The sequence below is a fragment of the Cytobacillus spartinae genome, from assembly GCF_042865285.1.
Classification (GTDB): domain Bacteria; phylum Bacillota; class Bacilli; order Bacillales; family Cytobacillaceae; genus Robertmurraya_A; species Robertmurraya_A spartinae.
The window spans coordinates 228,796-250,710 of record NZ_JBIACK010000001.1 but is presented as its reverse complement, the minus strand read 5'-3'; the positions used below and the strand labels follow the sequence as shown (position 1 = coordinate 250,710).

Annotated in this window: 21 protein-coding genes and 1 riboswitch; of the genes, 6 read left to right on the top strand and 15 right to left on the bottom strand. The window is 37.7% G+C overall.

The window, feature by feature from the left end; translation table 11 throughout:
• Window positions 1-389: 389 nt before the first annotated feature.
• Window positions 390-495: riboswitch (SAM riboswitch) on the bottom strand.
• Between the two features lie 98 nt (window positions 496-593).
• Both selB and coaW read right to left on the bottom strand, forming a co-directional pair.
• Window positions 594-2,450 carry a selenocysteine-specific translation elongation factor gene (gene selB, locus ACFYKX_RS01200; RefSeq protein ID WP_389358976.1) on the bottom strand — a complete coding sequence of 619 codons (1,857 nt, stop codon included), beginning with the start codon at window positions 2,448-2,450 and terminating at the stop codon, window positions 594-596.
• Between the two features lie 96 nt (window positions 2,451-2,546).
• Complete coding sequence (gene coaW, locus ACFYKX_RS01195; protein WP_389357263.1) at window positions 2,547-3,347, bottom strand: type II pantothenate kinase; 801 nt, start codon at window positions 3,345-3,347, stop codon at window positions 2,547-2,549.
• A 139-nt stretch (window positions 3,348-3,486) separates the two neighbouring features.
• Here coaW and ACFYKX_RS01190 point away from each other — a divergent pair, with 139 nt between their 5' ends.
• Window positions 3,487-4,026, top strand: a complete 540-nt coding sequence (locus ACFYKX_RS01190; RefSeq protein ID WP_389357261.1) for a DinB family protein — start codon at window positions 3,487-3,489, stop codon at window positions 4,024-4,026.
• Window positions 4,027-4,167: 141 nt separating this feature from the next.
• Here the strand turns inward: ACFYKX_RS01190 and ACFYKX_RS01185 are convergent, their stop codons facing one another.
• The 8 genes from ACFYKX_RS01185 to ACFYKX_RS01150 all read right to left on the bottom strand — a co-directional run bounded on the left by ACFYKX_RS01185 (window position 4,168) and on the right by ACFYKX_RS01150 (window position 11,452).
• Window positions 4,168-4,893: a YwaF family protein gene (locus ACFYKX_RS01185; RefSeq protein WP_389357259.1), complete on the bottom strand. Its 726-nt coding sequence runs from the start codon at window positions 4,891-4,893 to the stop codon at window positions 4,168-4,170.
• A gap of 11 nt (window positions 4,894-4,904) precedes the next feature.
• The gene (locus tag ACFYKX_RS01180; RefSeq protein WP_389357257.1) at window positions 4,905-5,582 is read right to left on the bottom strand and encodes a Dph6-related ATP pyrophosphatase; all 678 of its coding nucleotides are present in this window, start codon (window positions 5,580-5,582) and stop codon (window positions 4,905-4,907) included.
• Between the two features lie 174 nt (window positions 5,583-5,756).
• The gene (locus ACFYKX_RS01175; RefSeq protein WP_389357255.1) at window positions 5,757-8,900 is read right to left on the bottom strand and encodes an SbcC/MukB-like Walker B domain-containing protein; all 3,144 of its coding nucleotides are present in this window, start codon (window positions 8,898-8,900) and stop codon (window positions 5,757-5,759) included.
• Window positions 8,897-10,042, bottom strand: a complete 1,146-nt coding sequence (locus tag ACFYKX_RS01170) for an exonuclease SbcCD subunit D (RefSeq protein ID WP_389357253.1) — start codon at window positions 10,040-10,042, stop codon at window positions 8,897-8,899. Before ACFYKX_RS01170 ends, ACFYKX_RS01175 begins: the two co-directional genes overlap by 4 nt.
• Before the next feature lie 93 nt (window positions 10,043-10,135).
• Window positions 10,136-10,603, bottom strand: coding sequence for a DinB family protein (locus ACFYKX_RS01165; protein ID WP_389357251.1), 468 nt, complete (start codon window positions 10,601-10,603; stop codon window positions 10,136-10,138).
• Window positions 10,604-10,746: 143 nt separating this feature from the next.
• Entirely contained in the window at window positions 10,747-10,893 is a 147-nt protein-coding gene (locus tag ACFYKX_RS01160; protein WP_389357249.1) for a YvrJ family protein, read from the bottom strand.
• 88 nt (window positions 10,894-10,981) lie between these two features.
• Entirely contained in the window at window positions 10,982-11,197 is a 216-nt protein-coding gene (locus tag ACFYKX_RS01155; RefSeq protein WP_389357247.1) for a DUF2922 domain-containing protein, read from the bottom strand.
• Window positions 11,198-11,233: 36 nt separating this feature from the next.
• Window positions 11,234-11,452 carry a DUF1659 domain-containing protein gene (locus ACFYKX_RS01150; RefSeq protein WP_389357245.1) on the bottom strand — a complete coding sequence of 73 codons (219 nt, stop codon included), beginning with the start codon at window positions 11,450-11,452 and terminating at the stop codon, window positions 11,234-11,236.
• Between the two features lie 268 nt (window positions 11,453-11,720).
• Between ACFYKX_RS01150 and ACFYKX_RS01145 the strand changes: the two genes are divergently transcribed.
• Window positions 11,721-13,373: an L-lactate permease gene (locus ACFYKX_RS01145; protein WP_389357244.1), complete on the top strand. Its 1,653-nt coding sequence runs from the start codon at window positions 11,721-11,723 to the stop codon at window positions 13,371-13,373.
• 217 nt (window positions 13,374-13,590) lie between these two features.
• Here ACFYKX_RS01145 and ACFYKX_RS01140 read toward each other — a convergent pair whose 3' ends face one another.
• The 3 genes from ACFYKX_RS01140 to ACFYKX_RS01130 form a co-directional block, all read right to left on the bottom strand.
• Entirely contained in the window at window positions 13,591-14,529 is a 939-nt protein-coding gene (locus ACFYKX_RS01140; protein ID WP_389357242.1) for an ArsA family ATPase, read from the bottom strand.
• A gap of 11 nt (window positions 14,530-14,540) precedes the next feature.
• Window positions 14,541-14,804: a cory-CC-star protein gene (locus tag ACFYKX_RS01135; protein ID WP_389357240.1), complete on the bottom strand. Its 264-nt coding sequence runs from the start codon at window positions 14,802-14,804 to the stop codon at window positions 14,541-14,543.
• A 66-nt stretch (window positions 14,805-14,870) separates the two neighbouring features.
• Complete coding sequence (locus ACFYKX_RS01130) at window positions 14,871-16,610, bottom strand: carbon starvation CstA family protein (protein ID WP_389357238.1); 1,740 nt, start codon at window positions 16,608-16,610, stop codon at window positions 14,871-14,873.
• A 216-nt stretch (window positions 16,611-16,826) separates the two neighbouring features.
• On the opposite strand from ACFYKX_RS01130, the gene ACFYKX_RS01125 reads away from it, so the two are divergent.
• Entirely contained in the window at window positions 16,827-17,135 is a 309-nt protein-coding gene (locus ACFYKX_RS01125; protein WP_389357236.1) for a phage holin family protein, read from the top strand.
• A gap of 162 nt (window positions 17,136-17,297) precedes the next feature.
• Here ACFYKX_RS01125 and ACFYKX_RS01120 read toward each other — a convergent pair whose 3' ends face one another.
• Window positions 17,298-17,459: a hypothetical protein gene (locus tag ACFYKX_RS01120; protein ID WP_389357234.1), complete on the bottom strand. Its 162-nt coding sequence runs from the start codon at window positions 17,457-17,459 to the stop codon at window positions 17,298-17,300.
• A 327-nt stretch (window positions 17,460-17,786) separates the two neighbouring features.
• Here ACFYKX_RS01120 and ACFYKX_RS01115 point away from each other — a divergent pair, with 327 nt between their 5' ends.
• The 3 genes from ACFYKX_RS01115 (at window position 17,787) to ACFYKX_RS01105 (ending at window position 20,605) form a co-directional block, all read left to right on the top strand.
• Window positions 17,787-17,957 carry a hypothetical protein gene (locus ACFYKX_RS01115; protein ID WP_389357232.1) on the top strand — a complete coding sequence of 57 codons (171 nt, stop codon included), beginning with the start codon at window positions 17,787-17,789 and terminating at the stop codon, window positions 17,955-17,957.
• A gap of 192 nt (window positions 17,958-18,149) precedes the next feature.
• Window positions 18,150-19,748 (top strand): aspartate:alanine exchanger family transporter, encoded by a 1,599-nt coding sequence (locus ACFYKX_RS01110; protein ID WP_389357230.1) that lies wholly within the window; start codon window positions 18,150-18,152, stop codon window positions 19,746-19,748.
• A gap of 140 nt (window positions 19,749-19,888) precedes the next feature.
• Window positions 19,889-20,605 (top strand): 3-ketoacyl-ACP reductase, encoded by a 717-nt coding sequence (locus ACFYKX_RS01105; protein WP_389357228.1) that lies wholly within the window; start codon window positions 19,889-19,891, stop codon window positions 20,603-20,605.
• A 176-nt stretch (window positions 20,606-20,781) separates the two neighbouring features.
• On the opposite strand, the gene ACFYKX_RS01100 is transcribed toward ACFYKX_RS01105, so the two are convergent.
• Window positions 20,782-21,771: an XdhC family protein gene (locus ACFYKX_RS01100; protein ID WP_389357226.1), complete on the bottom strand. Its 990-nt coding sequence runs from the start codon at window positions 21,769-21,771 to the stop codon at window positions 20,782-20,784.
• Window positions 21,772-21,915 lie beyond the last annotated feature (144 nt).

Below are 21,915 nucleotides of genomic sequence, written 5' to 3'. Positions count from 1 at the left end.
CACTATTATTACAAGTAAAATATGAATATTTTTTAAAAAAAGATGTTAAATTGTTCGTGTTTTCCTGTTCAACTCCATAAAAAACCAATATATGTTATGTACCTATTCGTCAGTATCCGAACAAATAGCAAAATATGGGTGACTACTTTTTGAAAAATCATTTTATAGAAAAGATTCTTCTCGCCCCAGACAAGCAAATGTCCTTCCAACTTTAAGTTGAAACATTAACTGATTAAATAAAACATCAAAAAACTTTAACGTAGAGGGCTAATCGCTGGCAAGATGCAGATGCAGCTACATCAGAATGAGAGTTTTCATCAAATAATTAAAAAAACAAAAAACTCTTCCTAGTACAAGGAAGAGTTCGCATTATATTTAGATCCTACTCTCCCTCATCTTTCAGAACCATTGTTCTGCTGGAATTGGCACCATACTATAAAAAATAGTGGTTGCCGGGCATCATCGGGCCAGTCCCTCTGCCTCTCTGGATAAGGTTTTCACTATATTCAGTTCGTTTATGAAGATTAATTATCATTTTAACGAATTTTTTAAATATTTCAAGTGTTTTTTAAAATAATTTAGAATGGATAAGTTTACCTATTCCATACTCTCTTATTTTCAATCCTATTTGTATAGCCTTTAGCATCTAATTTCTCTAAAAAAGGAATCATATATTTTCTAGAAAGATCGAGAATATCCTTTGCTTCGCCTACTTCAAATTCCGAACCAGTCTCTACCTTAAGCCTCTCCACTGCATGTTTAAATACAGTACCATGCCATAAGTATTGGTCATCAATAGAAATAACTAGTAATTGCTCTTCTAAAAACCTTTTTAAGTCAGGGGCAATACTTTCTGGTATCCCTGCATCCGAGAGGTAGTCTTTGAAATACTTTACCTTCATACCGTCCTTAAGTAACTTTTCTAATAATCCTTCCATTCTTTTCTCCCAATTTTTCGGAACATGTGGTGAAAATTCACCTAAGGAGAAGAACTGGTCCTTTCTTTGAAAGACTTCCTTTTGCACTGCTTTATCAATCACATAATCTAATAAAACTTTAGGATAAACATTAGTATGAGCTTGAATGAGCTCTGCTTTATTTAACCCCTGCTTCATTGGATATTTATTATGGTAATCTCTGAGTCGATCGTAGAGATCATCTTCTACTGCCTCTACTAAGCCTTTTAATGAATAATTTTTTGTATCAATCTTTATAAAATCTTCATGATTTAGCTCTTCTTTAAGCCTCTCTTCATCTAATGAGGTACGGGTAATCAGCTCAGCTAACGATAAGCTTTTTCCATTCATTAAAGCAGAGAAAATACGTTCCGCTGGCGTTCCAACCTTCTTCTTTTCTAATTCAGAAATCGTATTCTCACCAAAGCGATATTTTTGGCCTTGAGGGTCAATGACCCACCCTCCACCAATTGTTTCTTGTGGACTTGGACGTCTAAGGATGAAGCGATCCCCACGTTTCGTTACAATTTCTTCATCCAAACGTATTTGGCAAAGGATTTCACCGTTATCTTCTTTTAGTTCGTTTCGATCAAAGAACACAATTCTCCCCATTACTTCAGCTGTACCTAGGTGACATTTGATGGGCATTCTTTGCTTCACCATATAATCTAGATCCTCTACAACTCTAATCGCAACATCAATCGTTCGAGTTACAATAAAATGCTCTGAAGATACAAGGACATCGCCACGTTCTAGCTCCTCCTTAGAGACACCTGAGAGGTTAATAGCAGCACGTTGACCAGCAAAAGCCTGCTTTGCAGGTTCATGATGGACTTGGAGTTGTCTTGCTCTAACCTCAATTCCCTTCGGCATGATTTTAAGAGACTGTCCTTCTTCTACGGTTCCCTCATAGACCGTACCTCTCACAACCGTCCCTTGGCCCTTCACCGTAAATACCTGGTCAATAGGGAGACGAAACGCTCCTTTTATATCTCTTGTTTCCTGCTCTCTCAACGTATGTATAATTAAATCCTTTAAATCATTAATCCCCTTATTTGAAAGACTATCAACTAGAACAAATGGTGCGTGCTCAAATACGGTGCCTGATAGCTCTCCCATGATATCATCTTGAACCAAATCAATGAACTCTTCATCTACCTTATCAATTTTCGTTATTGCTACAATCCCATTTTGTATCCCAAGAAATCCAAGGATATCTAAGTGTTCACGGGTTTGTGGCATTACACCTTCATCTGCCGCAACTACTAACACGACTAAATCAATTCCAGCTACACCTGCAATCATTTGACGAATGAAACGCTCATGTCCTGGCACATCAATAACCGATATTTGTAACTCATCATCTTTGTATAAAGGCGCAAATCCTAATTCAATCGAAATTTGACGTTCTTTTTCTTCTTTCAAACGGTCTGTATCTACATTTGTTAATGCCTTAGTTAAAGTTGTCTTCCCATGGTCAATATGACCAGCCATACCAATCGTAAAATGCCTTTTAGCCAAAACTGCCACCTTCTTATAACAATCTTCTTATACTGTAGCTTGATTATAGAATTTGTTCAACAGATTGAATTATATCGTAAGAAGTGCTCCTACTGCCCCACTATATTCACCGTGATCTAAGTTAAACGATTTTAATCCAAGCATGTTTGTATAAAAGTGTAGACTCTCTTTTAATTTCGGATGACCTGAAACCGTACTCCCGATAAAAATGACTATATCCACTTCATTGTTTATTGCCAGTTGGCTTGTTAACAAAACAATGGTTTCGGATATCATATTTGTTAGAGAAGCTAAATCATCACTTTTATGTGATTGATCTGTTCTCCCTTTCGCAAAATTACTTGCAGTTAAATCTCCATTAATAGGTGGCTTATTGGGTCCGTAGATATCTTTTACGAGTAAATCAACTTTCTCTCTATTCCCACTATTCGAAAGGTCTACAAATGACGAAAATGCTGTCTCCCCCGCTAAAATACTTCCCAATCCTAGAAACGTGCCACCTCCAACACCACTTCCAAAAATGCGCTTATGTTGATCACCATTTATTATATACCAAGAGGTACCTGTACCTACATTTACGAGTAAATATCTTTCTAAACTTAAAGAAGCAGCTTTTGTTAAAAAAATGGCCCCTTCACATGTAGCCTGAAACTCCGGTACTACACTTACATTTGCAAAATACTTCTCTTGAAGGATTCCCGCCTTTCCCCCGGTTAGTTTATAGTTGGCGTTAGGTGTAACGAGATTTAACCATTTTAGCACATCCTCCATTTCATGATAGTGATGTTTTCTGTAATGGAGTTGGTTATTTTGTTCATAGCATATTTTCACTAATGATCCACCAGCATCAATTCCAATCCGTTGCCTCATAGTTTCTACCTCCGTTCATACTATCATTTTATAAAAAAGCTGATTTTTTCTCTATTTCTAACCTCAGGATCGAGTAAATGATGACAAAAGCAGGATTCAAACACCAATAAATGGAATATTTTTTTAGGAGGCGAAACAGATGGATAAATCTGGACTATTCTTGATTGGACCAGTGGAAGGTCATGGAACAGAATTTTCAAAATTAATAACGATGATGAATTTTACTAGGATCACAACCTTGGAGGAAGTTAAGAACTTAACGATAGACGAACTTGACTTTCAATTTGATGAAGAAGCTAACACGATTGGCATGTTACTTTCACATTTAGTTGCCGTAGAGCGAGGATACCAAATTGAAACCTTCCAAGGCAGATACGTTTCAAAAGAAGAGATTGAGGAATTAAATCCTTCCCTTCAGTTAGGGAAAGACGCTCATTGTATTAGAGGGAATCATATTAAATTCTATCTAAATGAATTGCATATGGTGAGACAACAGACGTTAGAAACCTTTAAAACCCTACCAGATGAATGGCTCTTTATTGAATCACCTTTTTGGGGAGGAAAGATGGCCAATAATTATTTTAAATGGTTTCATGTATTCGAAGATGAATTAAATCACCGTGGGCAAATACGCCTTATTAAAAAGATGTACCAAAGACAAAAGACAGTTAATCTTTAGCTATCTTCGAAAATAGTGATTTTTTGTTTGAAAAGAGTCATTTTCCTTCAAAATCTCAAAGTTTATAATTGAATTTTTTAATCTATTGATTATTCTACTAGATTAAAGGTTAAGCACTAAAAGAGGAATGTCCACTTTTTATTATTGGACACTCCTTTTTTTCTTACGCTCGCCCAATCCAAAAGGTAAATACATAATAACAAATAAACTAATTGCAATGACCTCTAACGAGAGAATATAGGTTGGGTAAGGCCCTAGATAATCTAACAATGAAGCATTCGTCGGTTTTCGGGCAAGGAACATGTAATTCCCACCTGTTATAATATTGGCAATAAACGCAAACACGGCAGCTGCATTCAAAAATAGAAATGCATGCAGTAACCCTTTACTAGTAGGTCTATAACCCTTTACAAACAAATAGTAAAGAGCAACCCAAATAATTAACATATGCGTAATGAAAAATTGAATGAAACGAAAGTGGGGAAATCCTACAAATAATTCAGGAGTAATCAAGGCCTGCAGGGCACCAGCTCCTCCTAGAAAAAATACAATTTGAAACATCCATCTTAAATTTGTCGCTAATAAAACTAAACATAGTAATAAACTTATTGAACAAAGTTGTAGAGGTAAGGTAAAAGATACATCCCAATAACCATCTTTAAATAGCCAGTAATGGTAGGCTAATTCAAATAAAAACAAGCTTAAAAACATGACAATCCGTATCTTTTTATCGTACATTCTCAGCCGTTCTCTAAGCAAGTACATGATAAAGGATACCGCCAAAAAGACTCCAATCGTCAGGACATGTAAAACAGAAAAAATTTCAAAAGGATATAATTCGTAATTATGCCCAAACAACTCTTTCATTCGTTCCCCACCTAACTATTAGTTAAAATAAACGAATCGAACTCTACTTTTTTTGAGGACTCGTATTCTACAATTGAAGGTTCTCCCAACTTAATTTTCTTTTTAAATAACGGACCATTAAAAACGTATGTATGGTATTCTCCCGCTTCCCCCATCGGACATATGTTCATCTTGATGATATCATGATAAAAAGAAGAATCGACCTTTCTCCCTAACCAAGCTTCATCCACCAACTCTTCTCTCACCCGAATGACAACAGCTTCATAGCCTGACTCTACAAACTTCTTTAAAGCAACCTCTGACTCATCCTGTTTCATCCATAATGGGTAAATGGCATCCACCCCAGCTCTCTTAGCAACTGACTCTCCCCAATCTCGATGCTCATCCATGTACAGATCACCAAAGGCAATTCCTGTTAGTTGATATTCTTCTTTAAGTTTTGATAATGACTCTACAAATCGGTCTGTATAACTTTTAAACGTACACTCTATAAAATGAACTGGAATATTAAGAGCTTCTGCTTGGAGCTGAATCATTTCGGTTCTATCCCCATGCCCAAACGTTCTCCCCATTTCAGCCGGTACGGTTGTCACAAGGCATGCTATTGTGTAACCTTGCTGCACTAAAGTATGGAGTGCCATACATCCATCTTTTCCACCACTCCAAGATAATGCTAGTCTTTTGTTCATTTTTCCCCACCCCTTATTGTGTGTAGTCCGGTATTAACTATTATTCTAATAATATCACACTCATTCCAATTGGCTGTACCGATATATTCTGCCCTTGAAGCTATTTCGGCATGGAATAAGAGCACAATAAAAAAAAACGCACCCCTTAAACTAGGAGGTGCAGTTCAATTTAATCTAAGAATTTAGGAAATGAAATTTTGTCATGCTTCCTGTTTGTGATGCAATTACTTCTAGACGGACATCAATCCGCTCTTTAAGTTCAGGAACATGTGAAATAATACCGACTAGGCGACCACTGCTCTGAATATCAATCAAAGCTTCTATCGCCTGATCTAATGACTCTGGGTCAAGCGTTCCAAACCCTTCATCAATAAACATCGTTTCTAGTGAAACTCCACCAGCGTATTGTTGAACGACATCTGCCAATCCTAATGCAAGTGAAAGGGATGCTTTAAAGCTTTCACCGCCAGACAATGTTTTTACATGTCGCTCCTGCCCGGTGTACTGATCAAACACAAGGAGCTCTAGTCCACTTTGAGCACTCCCCTTTGATCGATCTGTTTTTCTTAACAATTGGTAACGTCCGCTAGTCATTTTAGACAATCTTCCATTTGCTTCTTGTAAAATATCATCTAGAAAGGCTGCTAATACATATCGCTCAAAGGTCACTCGATATGTGTTTTGACCTTTTGAAATTTCATAAAGGTGGCCCACGAGTTTATATCTGTCTTCTAATTCCTTCATCTTTTCATTAATAGAAGAAACTTTCGCTAAAATATCCTCATTATCTCTTTTCTTCATCACTAAGTCTAGCTTTTGGTCTTCTATTCCCTTTATACTTGCATTGGATTCATTTAAACGCTTATTTAACTCCTCCAAATTCGGTTCCTTAACGTCTTTCAACAACTGAGAAAGTTCTGCGAATCGATCGGTAACTGACCTTAATTCTTCTCGGTAGTTACGTATCTCTTGTTCCAATACTTGGATTTGTTCATCTGTTCTCTTCGCTTCTTTATAGGCCCCATAATTCTCAAAACCCTGACGATCCATATTCTTAACAAATACTTCTCGTTCAATCGTTAACTCTTTTTCTTTTTCTGAATAGTGCTTTTCAACTGTTACATATCCGGCCTGTTCTGTTGCATGATTCTCTCGACATTCTTGATACTTCTGTTGAGATTCTTCCAGTTTCTTTTGAAGCTCATCCTGTCTTTCAATCGCGAGCTTTAATTGCCTATTAAAATCTTCTAACGACCTAAGATTTTCAGGAACTTTTTCCATCATCCTATTGTAATTTGTGTTCTTTTCAGTGAATTGAATCGTCAAATCTGTTAATTCTTCATCATGAGACAGCAGCTGCTTGGCTACTGTTTCTTTATTCTCCTCATAATTCTTTAGATCAAGAATAACTTTGTCTAATCGTGCTTTATTCCTTTTAAGACTTTCTTGTTGCTCGAGTAGCTCAGTTCTTCTAGATGTAATGCTATTTTTAATAGTAGTAATATTTTCTTTTTCCGCACTTGGCTCTTGCTTTAAAACATCCTTCCACAATTCAGTTAACTTCTGTTCGATCGATTTTAATTCGGATTGAACCTCATATAACTTTGATTCTACCTTTGCCTTTTCTTGTTCAATCTCCGTTGCTTGTTTCTTCGCTACCTTCAAGTCCTTTTCATCTGGTATACCATCTCTAGATAATTGATTGGCGAGATTTGGATGATGAGTAGAACCACAAACCGGACAATGGTCACCTTCATGTAACTTGGCTGCTAGTATGGAAGCTTGCCCATGTAACCAGCTAGTCTCTAGTTTTTCAACAAGCTCCCTAGCATCTTTTAAGCGAGCATTAACTTGAAGAAACTCCCCATTTTGTTGTTCAACCACTACTACCATTTGATTGTGCTGCTTCAGTATCTGTTCATATTTCGATATACCTTCAAGTTGTAATTCTAGCTTTTCAATGCTACGTTCATTTTCTAAGAAAGTAATCTGTTCTTTTTCAATTTGTTGTTTGCTCTCTTGTAGTCCCTTTATTTTCTCCTCAAGTTTTTTTAGGGTCTCTTCTCCCAATTTACGTGCATTTTTCACTTCTTGTAGACGTTGGTGAAGGTCACTAACCTCTTTCCGAATTCGGGCAAAGGACTGAACATCCTCTTTCATTTGAACTAGACGGTTACATTCATCCTGTGCATGTTTTCGTTCTTCCTCACGATTCTTTTCAGAAGTCCAAGCTTGCTCTCTTTCTTTTAACAGGATGGACAATTCTTCTATTCGACTCTTTCTAACTGTCAAATCTTTTTGATATTCATCCAGCTCTCGCTTTAAACGATGGCAAAGTTCTTCCTGTTGGGCAAGTAACGCCGCTCTCTTCCCTAGATCTACAGCACGTTCTTTTTCTAGGTATTCTTCTCTTTGACCTTCAAGGTGCTCCTTCTTAATTCTCAAGGCGTCTAGCGACTTGAGTTGATTAATCGTATTTTGTGCCTCGTGAATTTTTTTCTGGATTTCGTCTCTCTTTTCCTTCTCAACCTCTTCTGCCTTCACTAAGGAAGCTAATTGAGTTGCCATTTTGGTAATTTCATCTGCGAGTAGAGGAAGAAGAATGGTATCGTTCACACTTTCAGCTTCTATATACTGGATGAGCTCCTCATTATACACTCCCTGAATTCTTCTAATTGATTGATTGCGGTCTTCCACATGCTTTTCCACTGACTTTCTTAGTTCTGTTGCTTCTTCTTTCAACTTCTCTTCCACACGCTTATACATTTCTGTATGGAACAGACGTTGGAGAATTAATTCTTTATCTTTGCTATCTGAAGTGAGTAGTTTGCGAAACTCGCCTTGTGGAATCATTAAAATTTGACGAAATTGATTGCTATCAATTAACATAATTTCTTTAATTTTCTCATCTACATCTCTTACATTCGCAGCTATAAGCTGTAGTTCACCTTGTTCATTCACTAGATAGAGTTCAGCTTTTGCTCCTATTGTGCGCGTTCCATCACCACGTTCTTTTTTCTTTTCCTGCTGTGGGGATCTCGTTATTCTATACACTTTTCCCCTAAGGGTAAATTGGAGTGTAACTTCCGTTAATAAGTCCTCATGTGCAAACTGACTTCGTAAATCCTGTCCGTTTCGATCTTCCCCGCTTGCTTTTCCATAAATAGCAAAACTAATTCCATCAAATATCGTCGTTTTTCCAGATCCTGTTTTCCCTGAGATGACAAACATCGTTCTGTTTTCCAACTGAGTAAAATCAATTGTTTCCGTCCCTGCATAAGGTCCGAAGGCTTGCATCGTAAGTATTAACGGCCTCATGCTAAGCCCTCCTCTTTTAACACTTTATCTATTACTCCACTCATGACTTGCTTCTTTTCATCCGTGAATTCAGAGGTGGTCATCTCCTGATAAAATTGTTGGAATAAATCAAGTTCTGATTTCTTTTCTTCCTTCATGGTCGAAAAAGAGTGTTTATTTTTCATATCTATATGAGTGATTTTTCTCTCTAAATGAAGTACGTTCGGATAGACCTGTCTTAATTTGTTGATTGGATCTAAGATAGCCCCTTCATCATGAAGAGTTATTTTTAAATAATCGTGAATACTTTGTTTTTCATAAAAGCTAGGGTCAAGTAGCTCATCTAAGAAGCCCTCTACTTCCCGCATATCTTGTTTTGGTGTCAATGACTTATAGCGTATAGTAAAGCTCCCGTCCATTTCCATTTCGACGATCGAAACCGATTTTCTTTGCTTTGCTTCTGAAAATGAGTATTTTAATAGTGAACCAGAATAGTATATTTTATCGTGCTTGATGGCGTCAGGACTATGTAAATGACCTAAAGCAGTAAAAGAGAACGGAGCAAACACATCTTGGCTAACACAACCTGAACCACCAACTGATAATGAACGTTCTGAATCAGATGTACTTCCTCCTAATACAAAAGCATGACCAACAAACACGTTCGGCTCATTCGGATTTAGCGTTTCTTCTATCTTCCCAACGATTGCTTTCATCGCTTCCTGATGAGAGTGGATCGAATCATTTCCTAAAACATGACGAACAACCCCGGGCTCTGCATATGGAATCAAATAAAAGTTAACTCCATTAACTTGAACGGGTTGAAAATAATTTTGTATCTTCCCTGTTAAATAGAATTGGCTATTTCGATACCAAGAACTACCGAAAGAGAGCCGTTCTGCACTATCATGATTACCAGCAACAGCAACGATTGGTATCTTTAACTCTACATTAATTTTAAACAGAATTTCATCCAGTAGATCAACAGCATCAGTGGGTGGAACAGAGCGGTCATAGAGGTCCCCTGCAATGATAACAGCATCGGGTTTTTCCTCTTCTACTAATCTTACAAACTGATTTAGTACTTCCCGTTGGTCCTCTGTCATATAGATTCCGTGAACGAGTTTTCCTAAATGCCAATCAGCCGTGTGTATAAACTTCAACGCATTCACCTCTTAATTTTTAATGTTCTTATTTATAATGTACCATTATACCAAACCAAAACTTCAATAACTTTTTACAAATAGAGGAAATTTTTATTCAAATAGAGGAACTTTGATTTCATGACCTTTAGCGATTAAAATGGTATGCAACTGCCCTCTATGATGATAGACATGACCTACTATTTCGATTAACCATTCATATTTTGTATAAGTTACTCCCCACCAGGAGGTCATTGGAGTAAGAAAATCTTCTTCCGAAAAACGACTTATGTTAGTGTATAGAAACTGAAAATTCTCCACTAATGCTTCCTTAATTTCCAAGAGAGAATGTGGAGTAGAAGACTCATAAAACCGGTCCATTTCTACTTTACTCGCTCCACTCATTATGAAGAAGTCAGCTTTATAAATTAAAGCGATATGGGATAGGATTTGTCTAACCGTTCTCTTCTTCTCTAGTATTTCTTCATCAATCTCTACTTCATTTATTGTATCTATTATTTTTAAGATAGAATCATTAGCTACTTCTAGTTGGTGAAGTACCGCTTTTACATATTCTTTCAAAAAGAACCCTCCTTTAATGATTTCTATTTTACCAAAAAAACAGCCCAATCTTTTAGATTGAGCTGTAACTACTTGTGTTACTACTTTTCTATTTTATCCACTTGCTCCTTTAACACTCTTGAATTTCCATATATTTTTATTGGTTATATATTTTTCTCCTTCAAGCGTTCGGGTAAGGTTTGAATGGACTGCACCACAACATCCAACTTTGCTTCTATCCTATGAAGCAAATATAGAGTTACGACAATAGGGAAACCAACCTCACTTATGAAGGGAATGATTTGTTCCATCTGTAAGAAACTCCTTTCCTAGATATATTTAATAAATCAGGGCAGAGTCACGAAAATTCGACTCTGCCCCATGCCCTAGAATACTAGATTAAATCTCATATTCTGTTACATTTCGCTCAATTACTCTTGCACCTTTAGCGCTAACTAACTTTCCTTTACTACTGTAAAAAGCGTCTGATAGAACAATTTCGTCCATAGCTTGTTTAACTGCTATTCGATCCACAGGCTCTTTAGGAAAGTCAACTGTAATACTTGTAGATTCTCCTGTATCAGTCGTAAATTGTAGTTCTAATGTCTTTGCCATATAAAACACCTCCCTGTTTTTTAGTTCTTTCATTCATTAGGCAATAATTTCAAAGTTGTCTGTTCTTTCAACCCCTACAAGTAGGTGTTGACATAAGCTTGCAAGAGCATTGGCTGCTTGAAACAACTGATCTGCTGTCGCATCCTTTCTAATGTTGTTGTAAGTTTTAGGCTTATGAATCGGTTGACCTTTTTCATCCATACCTGTTTCTACTACAAGACGTAGCTTTGAATTCATAATCATTGCTTGAGCCATCTTAATCACCTCCTTTCACCTCTTATATACAAACGAGAGAGGTAAAAAGGACAGGGTCATTTAAGAAAATTGGTAAAAAATTTATAATTGGAAAGATTAATCGTGTAGAAACCTAAATAGAGTCATTTTACAATGTCAAAGAATTGTAAAGAGTTTCTCCCCGTTAGGATCATGAAACATGTTAGGATAAATTCGTTTAGAAGAGAACTTCTAAGCTATTTTCCTTAGCATCCTTGAGGATTCAATCTTAAAGAATTTTGGTGAAACTATGAATTTCTTTCAATTACTAACTGCTTTAACTCCTATCCTTGCTGTATTTTTGTTTTTAGTTGTACTAAGATTGCCGTCATCAAAGGCAATGCCCATTAGCTTTCTAACTACAGCTTTCCTTGCCATATTTGTTTGGAAAATGGATATTATTCGTGTCACTGCTGCCACCATTGAAGGGCTCATCATTGCTATATCTATACTCTGGATTGTGTTCGGAGCTATTCTTCTCCTAAATACACTTTCACTAAGTGGAGCCATGAATTCAATTCGGAATGGTTTTACAACTATTTCTCCTGACAAGCGTATCCAAGCCATTATCATTGCCTGGCTTTTTGGATCTTTTATCGAAGGCGCAGCAGGCTTCGGTACTCCAGCCGCGATTGCTGCACCTATCTTAGTGGCACTTGGATTTCCCCCTCTTGCTGCTGTCGTAACAGCACTTGTTGCAGATTCTAGTGCTGTCACTTTCGGCGCTGTTGGAACACCTATACTAGTAGGGATTGGACAAGGGTTGCAGGAGGGAGCAGCGTTAGCTCCACAAGTATCGGAGTTTATCGGTCCTAGAACCTTAGAGGCATTATTAAAAGAAACAGCAGAAACGGCTGTTACCATTGATTTATTTATTGGTACGTTTATCCCCCTTATCATTGTAATGATTTTGACCAAATTCTTTGGTAAAAACAAATCGTGGAAAGAGGGGTTGGAGGTTTGGAAGTTTGCCCTAGTTGCAGGACTAGCCTTTACCGTTCCAGCATATATAGCCGCACACCTTTTGGGTCCGGACTTTCCTTCTTTAATTGGAGGTCTCTTCGGATTATTCATTATGGTCCCTATTGCTAAAAAAGGATGGTTGGTACCAAAAACCACATGGGATTTTGACCATCATGTAGAAACGCCTGTACTAGACGAAAAACAAGTTCCCGAAAAAGAGATGTCCCTGATTCGGGCTTGGGTACCTTATATTTTAGTCGCCATTTTACTCGTTCTTACTCGCCTGAAAGTTCTACCCCTAAAAGAGTGGCTACAAAGCATTAAAGTTGGAATGACAGATATTCTAGGCACTGGAATTAGCAGTAAGTTTGAGCCACTTTATCTACCAGGGACCATTTTTATCCTCGTCGTCCTTATTACGATTTATGTACACAAGATGAATAATGAAAGTATCAAGAGGACATTCACCTCCTCTATCCTGACACTTGGAGGAAGTGCAATAGCTCTAGGCACTGCTGTACCTATGGTTCGCATCTTTATCAATTCAGGAGTAAATGAAGCAGAATTATTAAGCATGCCCATGGAACTTGCATCCTTAATTTCTATTGCAGTTGGAGGAGCTTGGCCTTTAGTCTCTCCACTAATCGGGGCACTCGGTTCCTTTATTTCAGGTAGTGCAACCTTCTCAAATATGATGTTTTCTTTATTTCAATTTAGTGTAGCTGAGCAAATTGGAGTTAATCCGGTCACAATCTTATCCTCTCAGGTCCTGGGAGCTAATGCTGGAAATATGGTTTGTGTTCTCAATGTAGTAGCAGCCGCCTCTGTGGTAGGACTTGTAGGGAAGGAAGGAACTATTATTAGATTTACGTTGGGCCCCATGTTGTTTTATGTCCTTATGAGTGGCCTACTGACATTTATTGTGACTTATTTTATATAGGCTCTTTTCTATCTTTGTTTCTATTTAAATACTGTTTTTTGAATATTTATGGTGCTGTTTTCTTTATTTTGCCGAGAATAGATGCCACGAAACAGCATAGAATCCATGTTGTGTACCGAATACGAATAGCAACAATTTATTCGAAAACAGCCTTTATATAAGCGAAAAGAGAGAAGGATTCGAGTCCCTTCTCTCTTTATTATAGTTCTATCCTATTCTAGTTAACTCCCTTTTCTATATATTCAGAGATAATCTGCACATGGTCTAAGTTTGAGATATCATGCTCTAAAAGCGGGATAAGGATTCTATTTTGCTTATTAAAAACCTCTTCAATTTCTAATTTATATGATTGTTCATTCTCTCTTCTTCTGGCCATAAAAGACCCATCTGCTTCATCCGGAATTAGCTTGTTTACAATAACTGTATTTACATTCAGTTGATGTTGACTCAATGTATTTATTGCCTTACTTGTCTCGAGGATAGGTAGTCGTTCCGCATTTAACACGAAGATGTATTCGGTTAAACCTTGGTTAAGAAGCACCTCTCTAACCTTCATGAACCTCCTCTTTCTCTCTTGAAGTTTTTCATAGATAGGATCCTCAATTGGATCACCGTCACTCATCCATTGGTTATAGTTATCGTTTACTTTCTGTCTTCTTTGTAGCAACCCGTCCATCCAAACCCCCATTAATTCTGGTAACGTTAAGAGTCTAAGGGTATGACCTGTTGGCGCTGTATCAAATACAATAGAATCATAATGATTTCCTTCTTCTAAAATAATAGAAGTAATCCGATCAAACAGTGCAGCCTCCTCCGCTCCAGGAGAGGTAGCAGCTAAGTCGATTTGACGATGTACCTCGTTAATCATCGTTGCTTTAACAAGCCCTTTTAAATTGTCCTTGACTGTCTCTATATAATTTTTAGACTCTTGTTCCGAGTTAATTTCAAGGATATCTAAACCCGGTAGAACAGCTGTTACACGTCCATCCAGCTCAACATGAAATAAATCACCTGTGTTGTGAGCGGGGTCTGTCGACACAAGAAGAACTTTCCTTCCTTTTTGGGACAATAGGTATGCGAATGCGGCTGACGATGTACTTTTTCCAACTCCACCTTTTCCACCAACAAAATAGATTTTTTTCTGTAAAAAAGTCAAATTTTATCCCCCTAGCAGCAACGAACTCCGTCTAATGGGGACTTTTCCATCCCCATACGGATGTGCCATTCGTGAAATCTCTCAATAATATGTGGATATAGCTCTAACGTATAATAAAAAGCAGGGTTTGGAATTCCAAGTAATTCGGAAAAACAAAGGAGCATGAACAAATCCTCTTCATCTCTCAATTCTCGTGCAAGCTCAGCTTTGTGCGGGTGTTTCAAAATTTCATCATATGTATGAATCACTTTTTTTAACAAATCAAACAGTGTCATCTAGTGCCCCCTTTCAGTCACATAAAATAGGAACAGAGACCGGATTAATCCGGCCTCTCTCTTTCCCTACATATTATGCGTGATGGATGGTGGTTCATTTTTCCTGAAGGCCGAAATTGCTTCAAGGATAATCCAGAATACGAAAATTAAGATTAAACCTCCAAGAATAAATAAAAGCATATTTGCATCTGCCGTTCCTAGACCCGACCAGGTAAATACAACTTGTTGAATCATCGCCCATAACGTCATAAAGAACAAGAACACCATTGGAATAAAGGTGACGAGATAATTCCTTCCTTGGCGTTTTAACCAAATGGAAATGAGCAACAAGCTTACTCCCGCTAAAAGTTGATTACTTGTGCCGAATAGTGGCCACAGTAAGTATCCACCTGAACCAAATCCGTTTGGACCTTTTGGAAGTAGAACTAATGCAGCACTAGCAACAACAGCAACAGATGTTGCTACATGTGTCTTCGTTAGTGGTTTAAAATTATATTCGCTTCCAATTTCAGATATGATGTATCGCATTAATCGTACAGAGGTGTCTAGGGTTGTTGCCGCAAAACTGACTACGATAACAGAAACAATCGTTCTAGCAATATCAGCTGGAATCCAGATTCCTGTTGCAAGGGCTGCGGCACCATTAATAAAGTTTCCAAGTCCACCTGCGCTTGCAGCAGCAAAACTCTCGTATGCAGTTAAGAACTCACCCTGTGTAGCAAATACAGTCGTACAAGCAATAATGGCTACTAAAGCTAATATTCCCTCTCCAACAGCACCTAGATAACCGACAAATCGAGCATCCGTCTCTTTATCGAGTTGTTTGGAAGAAGTTCCAGAAGAAACTAACCCATGGAAACCGGAGATTGCTCCACACGCGATTGTGATAAACAACAGTGGGAACCAGGATATATCAGCAGATGCATTGGTTGCAGGCGCCGTTAATTTTGGCTGAAGGAACACAAGTCCAGCATATAAAATGACTAAGCCAACCACCAGTTGATGTGAGTTAATATAATCGCGGGGCTGAAGGAGTTTCCAAACTGGTAGGGTTGAAGCAATATAACAGTACACCATGAGGATGATGATCCATACAAAGAACGACATGGCGACACCATCTAATCCAAACAATACTGTACTTTCAGCTCCACCAAAATACTTTACTAAATCAATTTGTAGAGCAGGAATCTTACTAGATAAAACAGCTGTACCATACATAACAATAAGTGCAATAACCGACGGAATCAGCATGGACTTTTTCTTCTTATAAACGGCATACCCAATCCAGATGGCAAGTGGAATCTCGATGAATACGGGTAATACACTAGCAGGGAATTTTATAAAAAGATTGGAGATTACCCATGCAAATACTGCATTAACCATTAATACTAAAATTAAGATAATAAATAAAAACATCATTTTTGCTCGTTGACCAATCAGTTTGTTTGTAATAGTTCCTACTGATTGTCCTTTGTTTCTCACTGAAAGTACTAGAGTTCCGAAATCATGAACCCCTGCTGCAAAAACAGTTCCTAAAATAACCCAAAGAAACGCTGGCAACCATCCCCAGTAAACGGCAATTGCAGGACCTACAATCGGTGCTGCTCCAGCTACTGATGTGAAGTGGTGTCCCCATAATACTGTCTTTTTCGTTGGAACAAAATCGACCCCATCTTTAAATTGATGAGCAGGTGTAACAAAGTTCGGATCTAACCGATAAATCTTCTCCGCTACCCATTTTGAATAAAATCGATAGCCAATTGCAAAAACAGTCATTCCAATTATGGCAAGCCAAAGTGAGTTCATCTTACTGTTTCAACCTCCTTTTATTACCAAATATGGTTTTCAACCTAATCATAATGAAAACACTTCCAAAAATCAATATTTTCTAAATATTTATATTAAAGGAATATTCAGTTAATACTTCGATTACTCATTTAGTGGACAACAAAACACGCAACCTTTCTAAAGGTGCATATAATATTTTAGGAACAATATTTATTCGGAGGTGAAAAAAAGATTATGGATTTCCTTATCCAGTTTTTAAACAAGAACTACTATATGTTAGTTCCAGCATTATGGGTTCTCGGTTATGCCTTAAAACAAACACCGAAAATTCCAGATTGGTCAATTATTTGGATTTTATTAGTATGTTCGCTTGGATTTGGTACTTTTGCATTTGGATTTAGTTTTAAAGGGGCTTTAAATGGAATTATCGCAGCTGGAATTGCTGTTTTGGGGCATCAAATGGTTAAACAGACCTTAGGTGCGAGAACGGAGAAGAAAGAAATCATTATAAAGAAAGAAGAAAGTAAATCGAATAAAAAATAATACTTCACTATAACCTCCCCTTCACCTCCTATAAAAATTTCCCATTTTATGTTTATGATTAAATAAATCGGGGTAACTTTCCATTAGAGTTAGCATTTGATCCTCTCCCCTATACCCTGCCGAACTTCCCCCTCGGCAGGGTTCTTTTTTTATTTTGTACCTCTAGCTTTGCTCTTCTTTTTGACCCCCTGCCTTACTTGGTTCTGGTCCCTCGTCTCCTATAATGCCAGTCAGAGATTCTCGATTAAATTTCCCTTTATCCTCCCCCATACCTGGAGCAATATTTGACATGGGTAACTGTTCTAATTCTTTACCTCTTGGCATATCCACACCCCCTTTATTACTATCGTGCACACTCTTTAAAAAAGTACACAAAGTTTTAATCATGTTCAATTTAAAAAGAAATGAATATTTCTTTGTACAACGGTTACAATAATGTTATACAGAGGTCCTCCTATATGCCCAGAGATACAACATGTATATGACATCTATAGTTCCTCCACAACTACACACCATTGGACACTTATGAGGGCTTCTTTCATCACACGGCTTTTTAGCCGTGTGTTTTCTATTTCCAACTAAAAACCATAAGTATAACCACAGAAATTACATATACTTTATTTATAAGGTTTAATAGAAGGGAGAATTGTTTTGGCTAGGGAAATAAACTTTGAAAATGAATTTTCAACTTTAGAAAAAGCAATGGAATATGCCGGAACAGATGAAGAAAAAGCAATCATCACAAGAGACCATCGAATGTATTATGTCGTCGACTGTGAGAGAGTTAGCGATTTTCGCCATTTAGGCTATGATCACATATAAACTTCCTACTGGAGCCAACGAGGCTCCTTTTTTAAATAACGAAGGTTTTCCCTCAAAAATAAGGATTAATAATTTCCGAAAGACTTATGTTAAAATGCTCGAATTACTATCACCTGAGCTGATGATTTTTCTTTTCTTTTATAAAGAACTTATAATAATCTTCGTCGGACTCACTTTTTATGGAGGCGTACTATGGAGTTTATTGCACAACTACTAGAAGAACCCTTGTTATTATTATTTACAATACTATTTCTTGGTTCTTGGATTGGTCAGACTAAACTAAAGGGGTTAAGTTTAGGTTCAGCGGGAGTTCTTTTGGTAGCGATGGTTTTCGGTCATTACGGATATCTGGTATCACCTATCATTCAAAATTTTGGATTAAGCTTATTTATTGTCGCGATTGGCTTACAAGCTGGTCCTCGTTTTTTTAGGATGATTCGTACAAGCGGCGTGGTTTTTGGTTTTATCTCTTTGATTATCGTTTTATCTGCAGCCATTACAACCATTATTGTTTCAAAGGTTTTTGACCTTTCAGAAGCTTTAAGTATTGGTCTCATGACAGGAGCGCTAACTAGTACACCAGGACTTGCTGCTGCGCTTCAATCAACCAATGATCCTCTGGCATCGGTCGGTTATGGAATTGCATACCCCTTTGGTGTTTTGGCTGTTGTTTTGTTTGTTCAGTTATTACCGAAATTACTAAAGGTAGACTTAATGGATGATTTACAACGAAAAAATAATCCCACTAGAAATGAAGAATCGCCAGAGGTTACTACCATCGAAGTAGCCAATCCTTCTATTCACAAATGGACTTTGAAGGAATTAAAATTTTCAAAGGGGAATTCAATCGTTATTAGCCGCGTCATCCGTGGCAGTCGCAATATCATCGCTTTAAGTGATACCGTCTTGTTAAAAGGAGATCGCTTAGTTACCGTTGGAACAAGGTCAGAATTGGATAAGTTTACTAAACACGTAGGAATTGAGGTACCAACAAATCTACAGAATGTTGATCACATTAAGATTCGTCGGTTGGTAGTAGATTCAGATGAAGTCATCGGAAAAAATATTAAAGAGTTACAATTAAGAAGAAATTTTGGAGTCACCGTTACAAGGATTGAACGTGGAGGTATTGAGTTTAGCCAAAATGCTAGAATGCGTTTAGAACGAGGGGACGTTCTCACAATTGTAAGCAGCGAGGACCGGTTAAATGAGGTTGAAAAGCTTTTTACAAGAAAGACATTAGCCGTTACAAATATACATATCTTCTCTTTGAGTATTATCCTCCTGATGGGTATTCTACTCGGATTGCTTCCTATCCCCTTACCTGGCTTAGGAACAGTCACGTTAGGAGTAGCGGGTGGTCCACTATTCGTTTCTCTTATTATTGGGCATTTTGGTAAACTAGGACCGATTAAAGCACGCTATTATCAACCTTCCAATCAGGTAATTCGAGATATCGGCCTTGTTCTATTTTTAGCTGGTGCTGGAACGACCGCTGGACAAGGGATTATAGACGTTGTAAAAACTGAAGGGCTAAGATTGGTATTCGGAGGAGCACTAATTACCATCATCCCTATTATTGTCGGTTATGTTCTTGCTAGAAAATGGTTCCACCTAAGTGTAATCCATTCACTCGGCTCCCTTTGTGGAGGAATGACTAGTACGCCTGGATTAGGAGCCGTCAATCAACTGGTAGATTCTGAAGACCCTGCTATTGCATACGCAGCAGCCTATCCGTTTGCATTAATTCTTGTTGCCGTTGTCTCGCAAATACTAGTGTTCTTTTTATAATAGATCCCCTGTTCACTGTAGGGAATCTATTTATTCTTATATTACTGTCTGCTAGTACTTTTAAATCTTTATTTTTTTGTAAAACCTGCGCTTTATGGGGCATTAATATACTGTGTAACAAACAAAAGGAGTGTTTTGAAATGAATTCATTAAATGGAAAAACAGCTATCATTACAGGAGCAGGGCGAGGCATCGGGAGAGCAACAGCCATTGCCTTAGCAAAAGAAGGGGTAAACCTTGGATTAATAGGATTGAACATGGAAAACCTTGAGAAGGTAAATGAGGAGATTGCTCCATATAATGTGAATGTTTCAGCAGCGATTGCAGATGTTGCGGATCTAGAATCAGTGAATCATGCGGTTGAACATTTAAAATCTGATCTTGGCCCAATAGATATTTTAATTAATAACGCTGGGATTGCCCAGTTCGGGGGATTTCTTGATTTACCTCCAGAGGAGTGGGAAAAAATTATCCGCGTAAACTTAATGGGGGTTTATCATGTTACTCGAGCTGTCCTCCCTGAGATGATTGAAAGAAAAACCGGTGACATCATCAATATTGCCTCAACGGCTGGTCAAAAAGGAGCACCCGTTACCAGTGCATACAGTGCTTCAAAGTTCGGCGTATTAGGTTTAACAGAGTCTTTAATGTTAGAAGTAAGGAAACATAATATTCGTGTAACCGCATTGACCCCAAGCACCGTTGCAACGGATCTTGCTTACGAGACCAATCTGATTACAGGTGATCCTGAAAGAGTCATGCATCCGGAGGATTTAGCTGAACTCATCGTTTCAGGTTTAAAATTAAATCGTAGAGTTTTCGTGAAAACAGCTGGGCTTTGGTCTACTAATCCGTAGAGAGTTAATGTTTGTTGTCTTTAGTACACTGAAAGACTCGATGGTTTATCATCCATCGGGTCTTTCGTTAGTTAATAGACATCCCTTCTACGATATCCTAGCCTCATTTTGAGTGCATTACTCCTTTCTCGCTCACTTTTAACGGCAGCTAAATAGATATTCCGATAATCCCACCCCTAGACCATCTGGCCCAAAAGACTGCGTCGAGTCTGAATAAGTTCCGCCACAATGCTAACAGCCATTTCCTCTGGCCCAACTGCTCCGATTGGATTCCCAACTGGCGCATGAACCCACTCAGGAAAATTTCGTTGGTTTAACAATTGAATGGATCGCTTCTTAGGACCTAACAGGCCAAGATATTTTACCCTTCCTTGTTGAAAAATGTATGAAGTAATCTCTTCGTCCTTTTGGAAAACATGGGTCATTACTAGAACATAATCATTGTGTGTAAATTGGATTTCATCCATGATTTCCTTCGGTTGTCCGATTAATAGGTTGTCAGCTGTCGGAAAGTTTTCTTTAGAACAAAGTTGTGGTCTCCAGTCACATACCTGCACAGAGAAGCCATTTCTGCTTGCTAGCTCCGCCACAGGAATTGCATCCATATTAGCACCGAAAAGAAATAAACGTGGCTTAGGTTCAAGCTGATTGACAAAGAGCAACCGATCCTTTTTTCGTTTTAAATCTAAAGGAACATTCAGCTCTACAGGACCATTCGTCAAGTGATTGTCATACTTTACAAAGAACTGATTAATCAGTTTATAGTCAGTTGTAAACTCAATCATGTGTAAAACGCTGTGACCAGCTTCTAGATCCGCTTTTACATAGGAAAGTTTGGTTCGCAGTTGAATCGTGACAGGTTGTAATAGAATTTGTATGCTCCTATTCCATCCTGGTCCTTCACCCTTACCAAAATCGTTAGTATTTGATAAATCGTATTTAACGATTCTACTAGCTTCTGTCTCCATACATTCCTTCGCCCATATAACTAAATCACTCTCTAAGCATCCTGGGCTTATACAACCTATATAAGTCTCGTCTTCAAAAATGACGATACACGTTCCTTCCTTCATATAAGATGAACCTTCTACACGGACAATTGTACCCAGTACTGCTTTTTTCTCAGATGTTAATAGTTCCTTTAAAATATCATGAATATCTCCCATATTTTCCTCCACGAGAATCACTTATTAGAAATTTATCAATAAAATGTATGATAAACATCTTCAAAAAATTAGTAGGAAAAGTCATACAAGTTATATTTAAAAACCTCGCTTCATTTTTTATAGGAAACGAATGGATATTAGAAT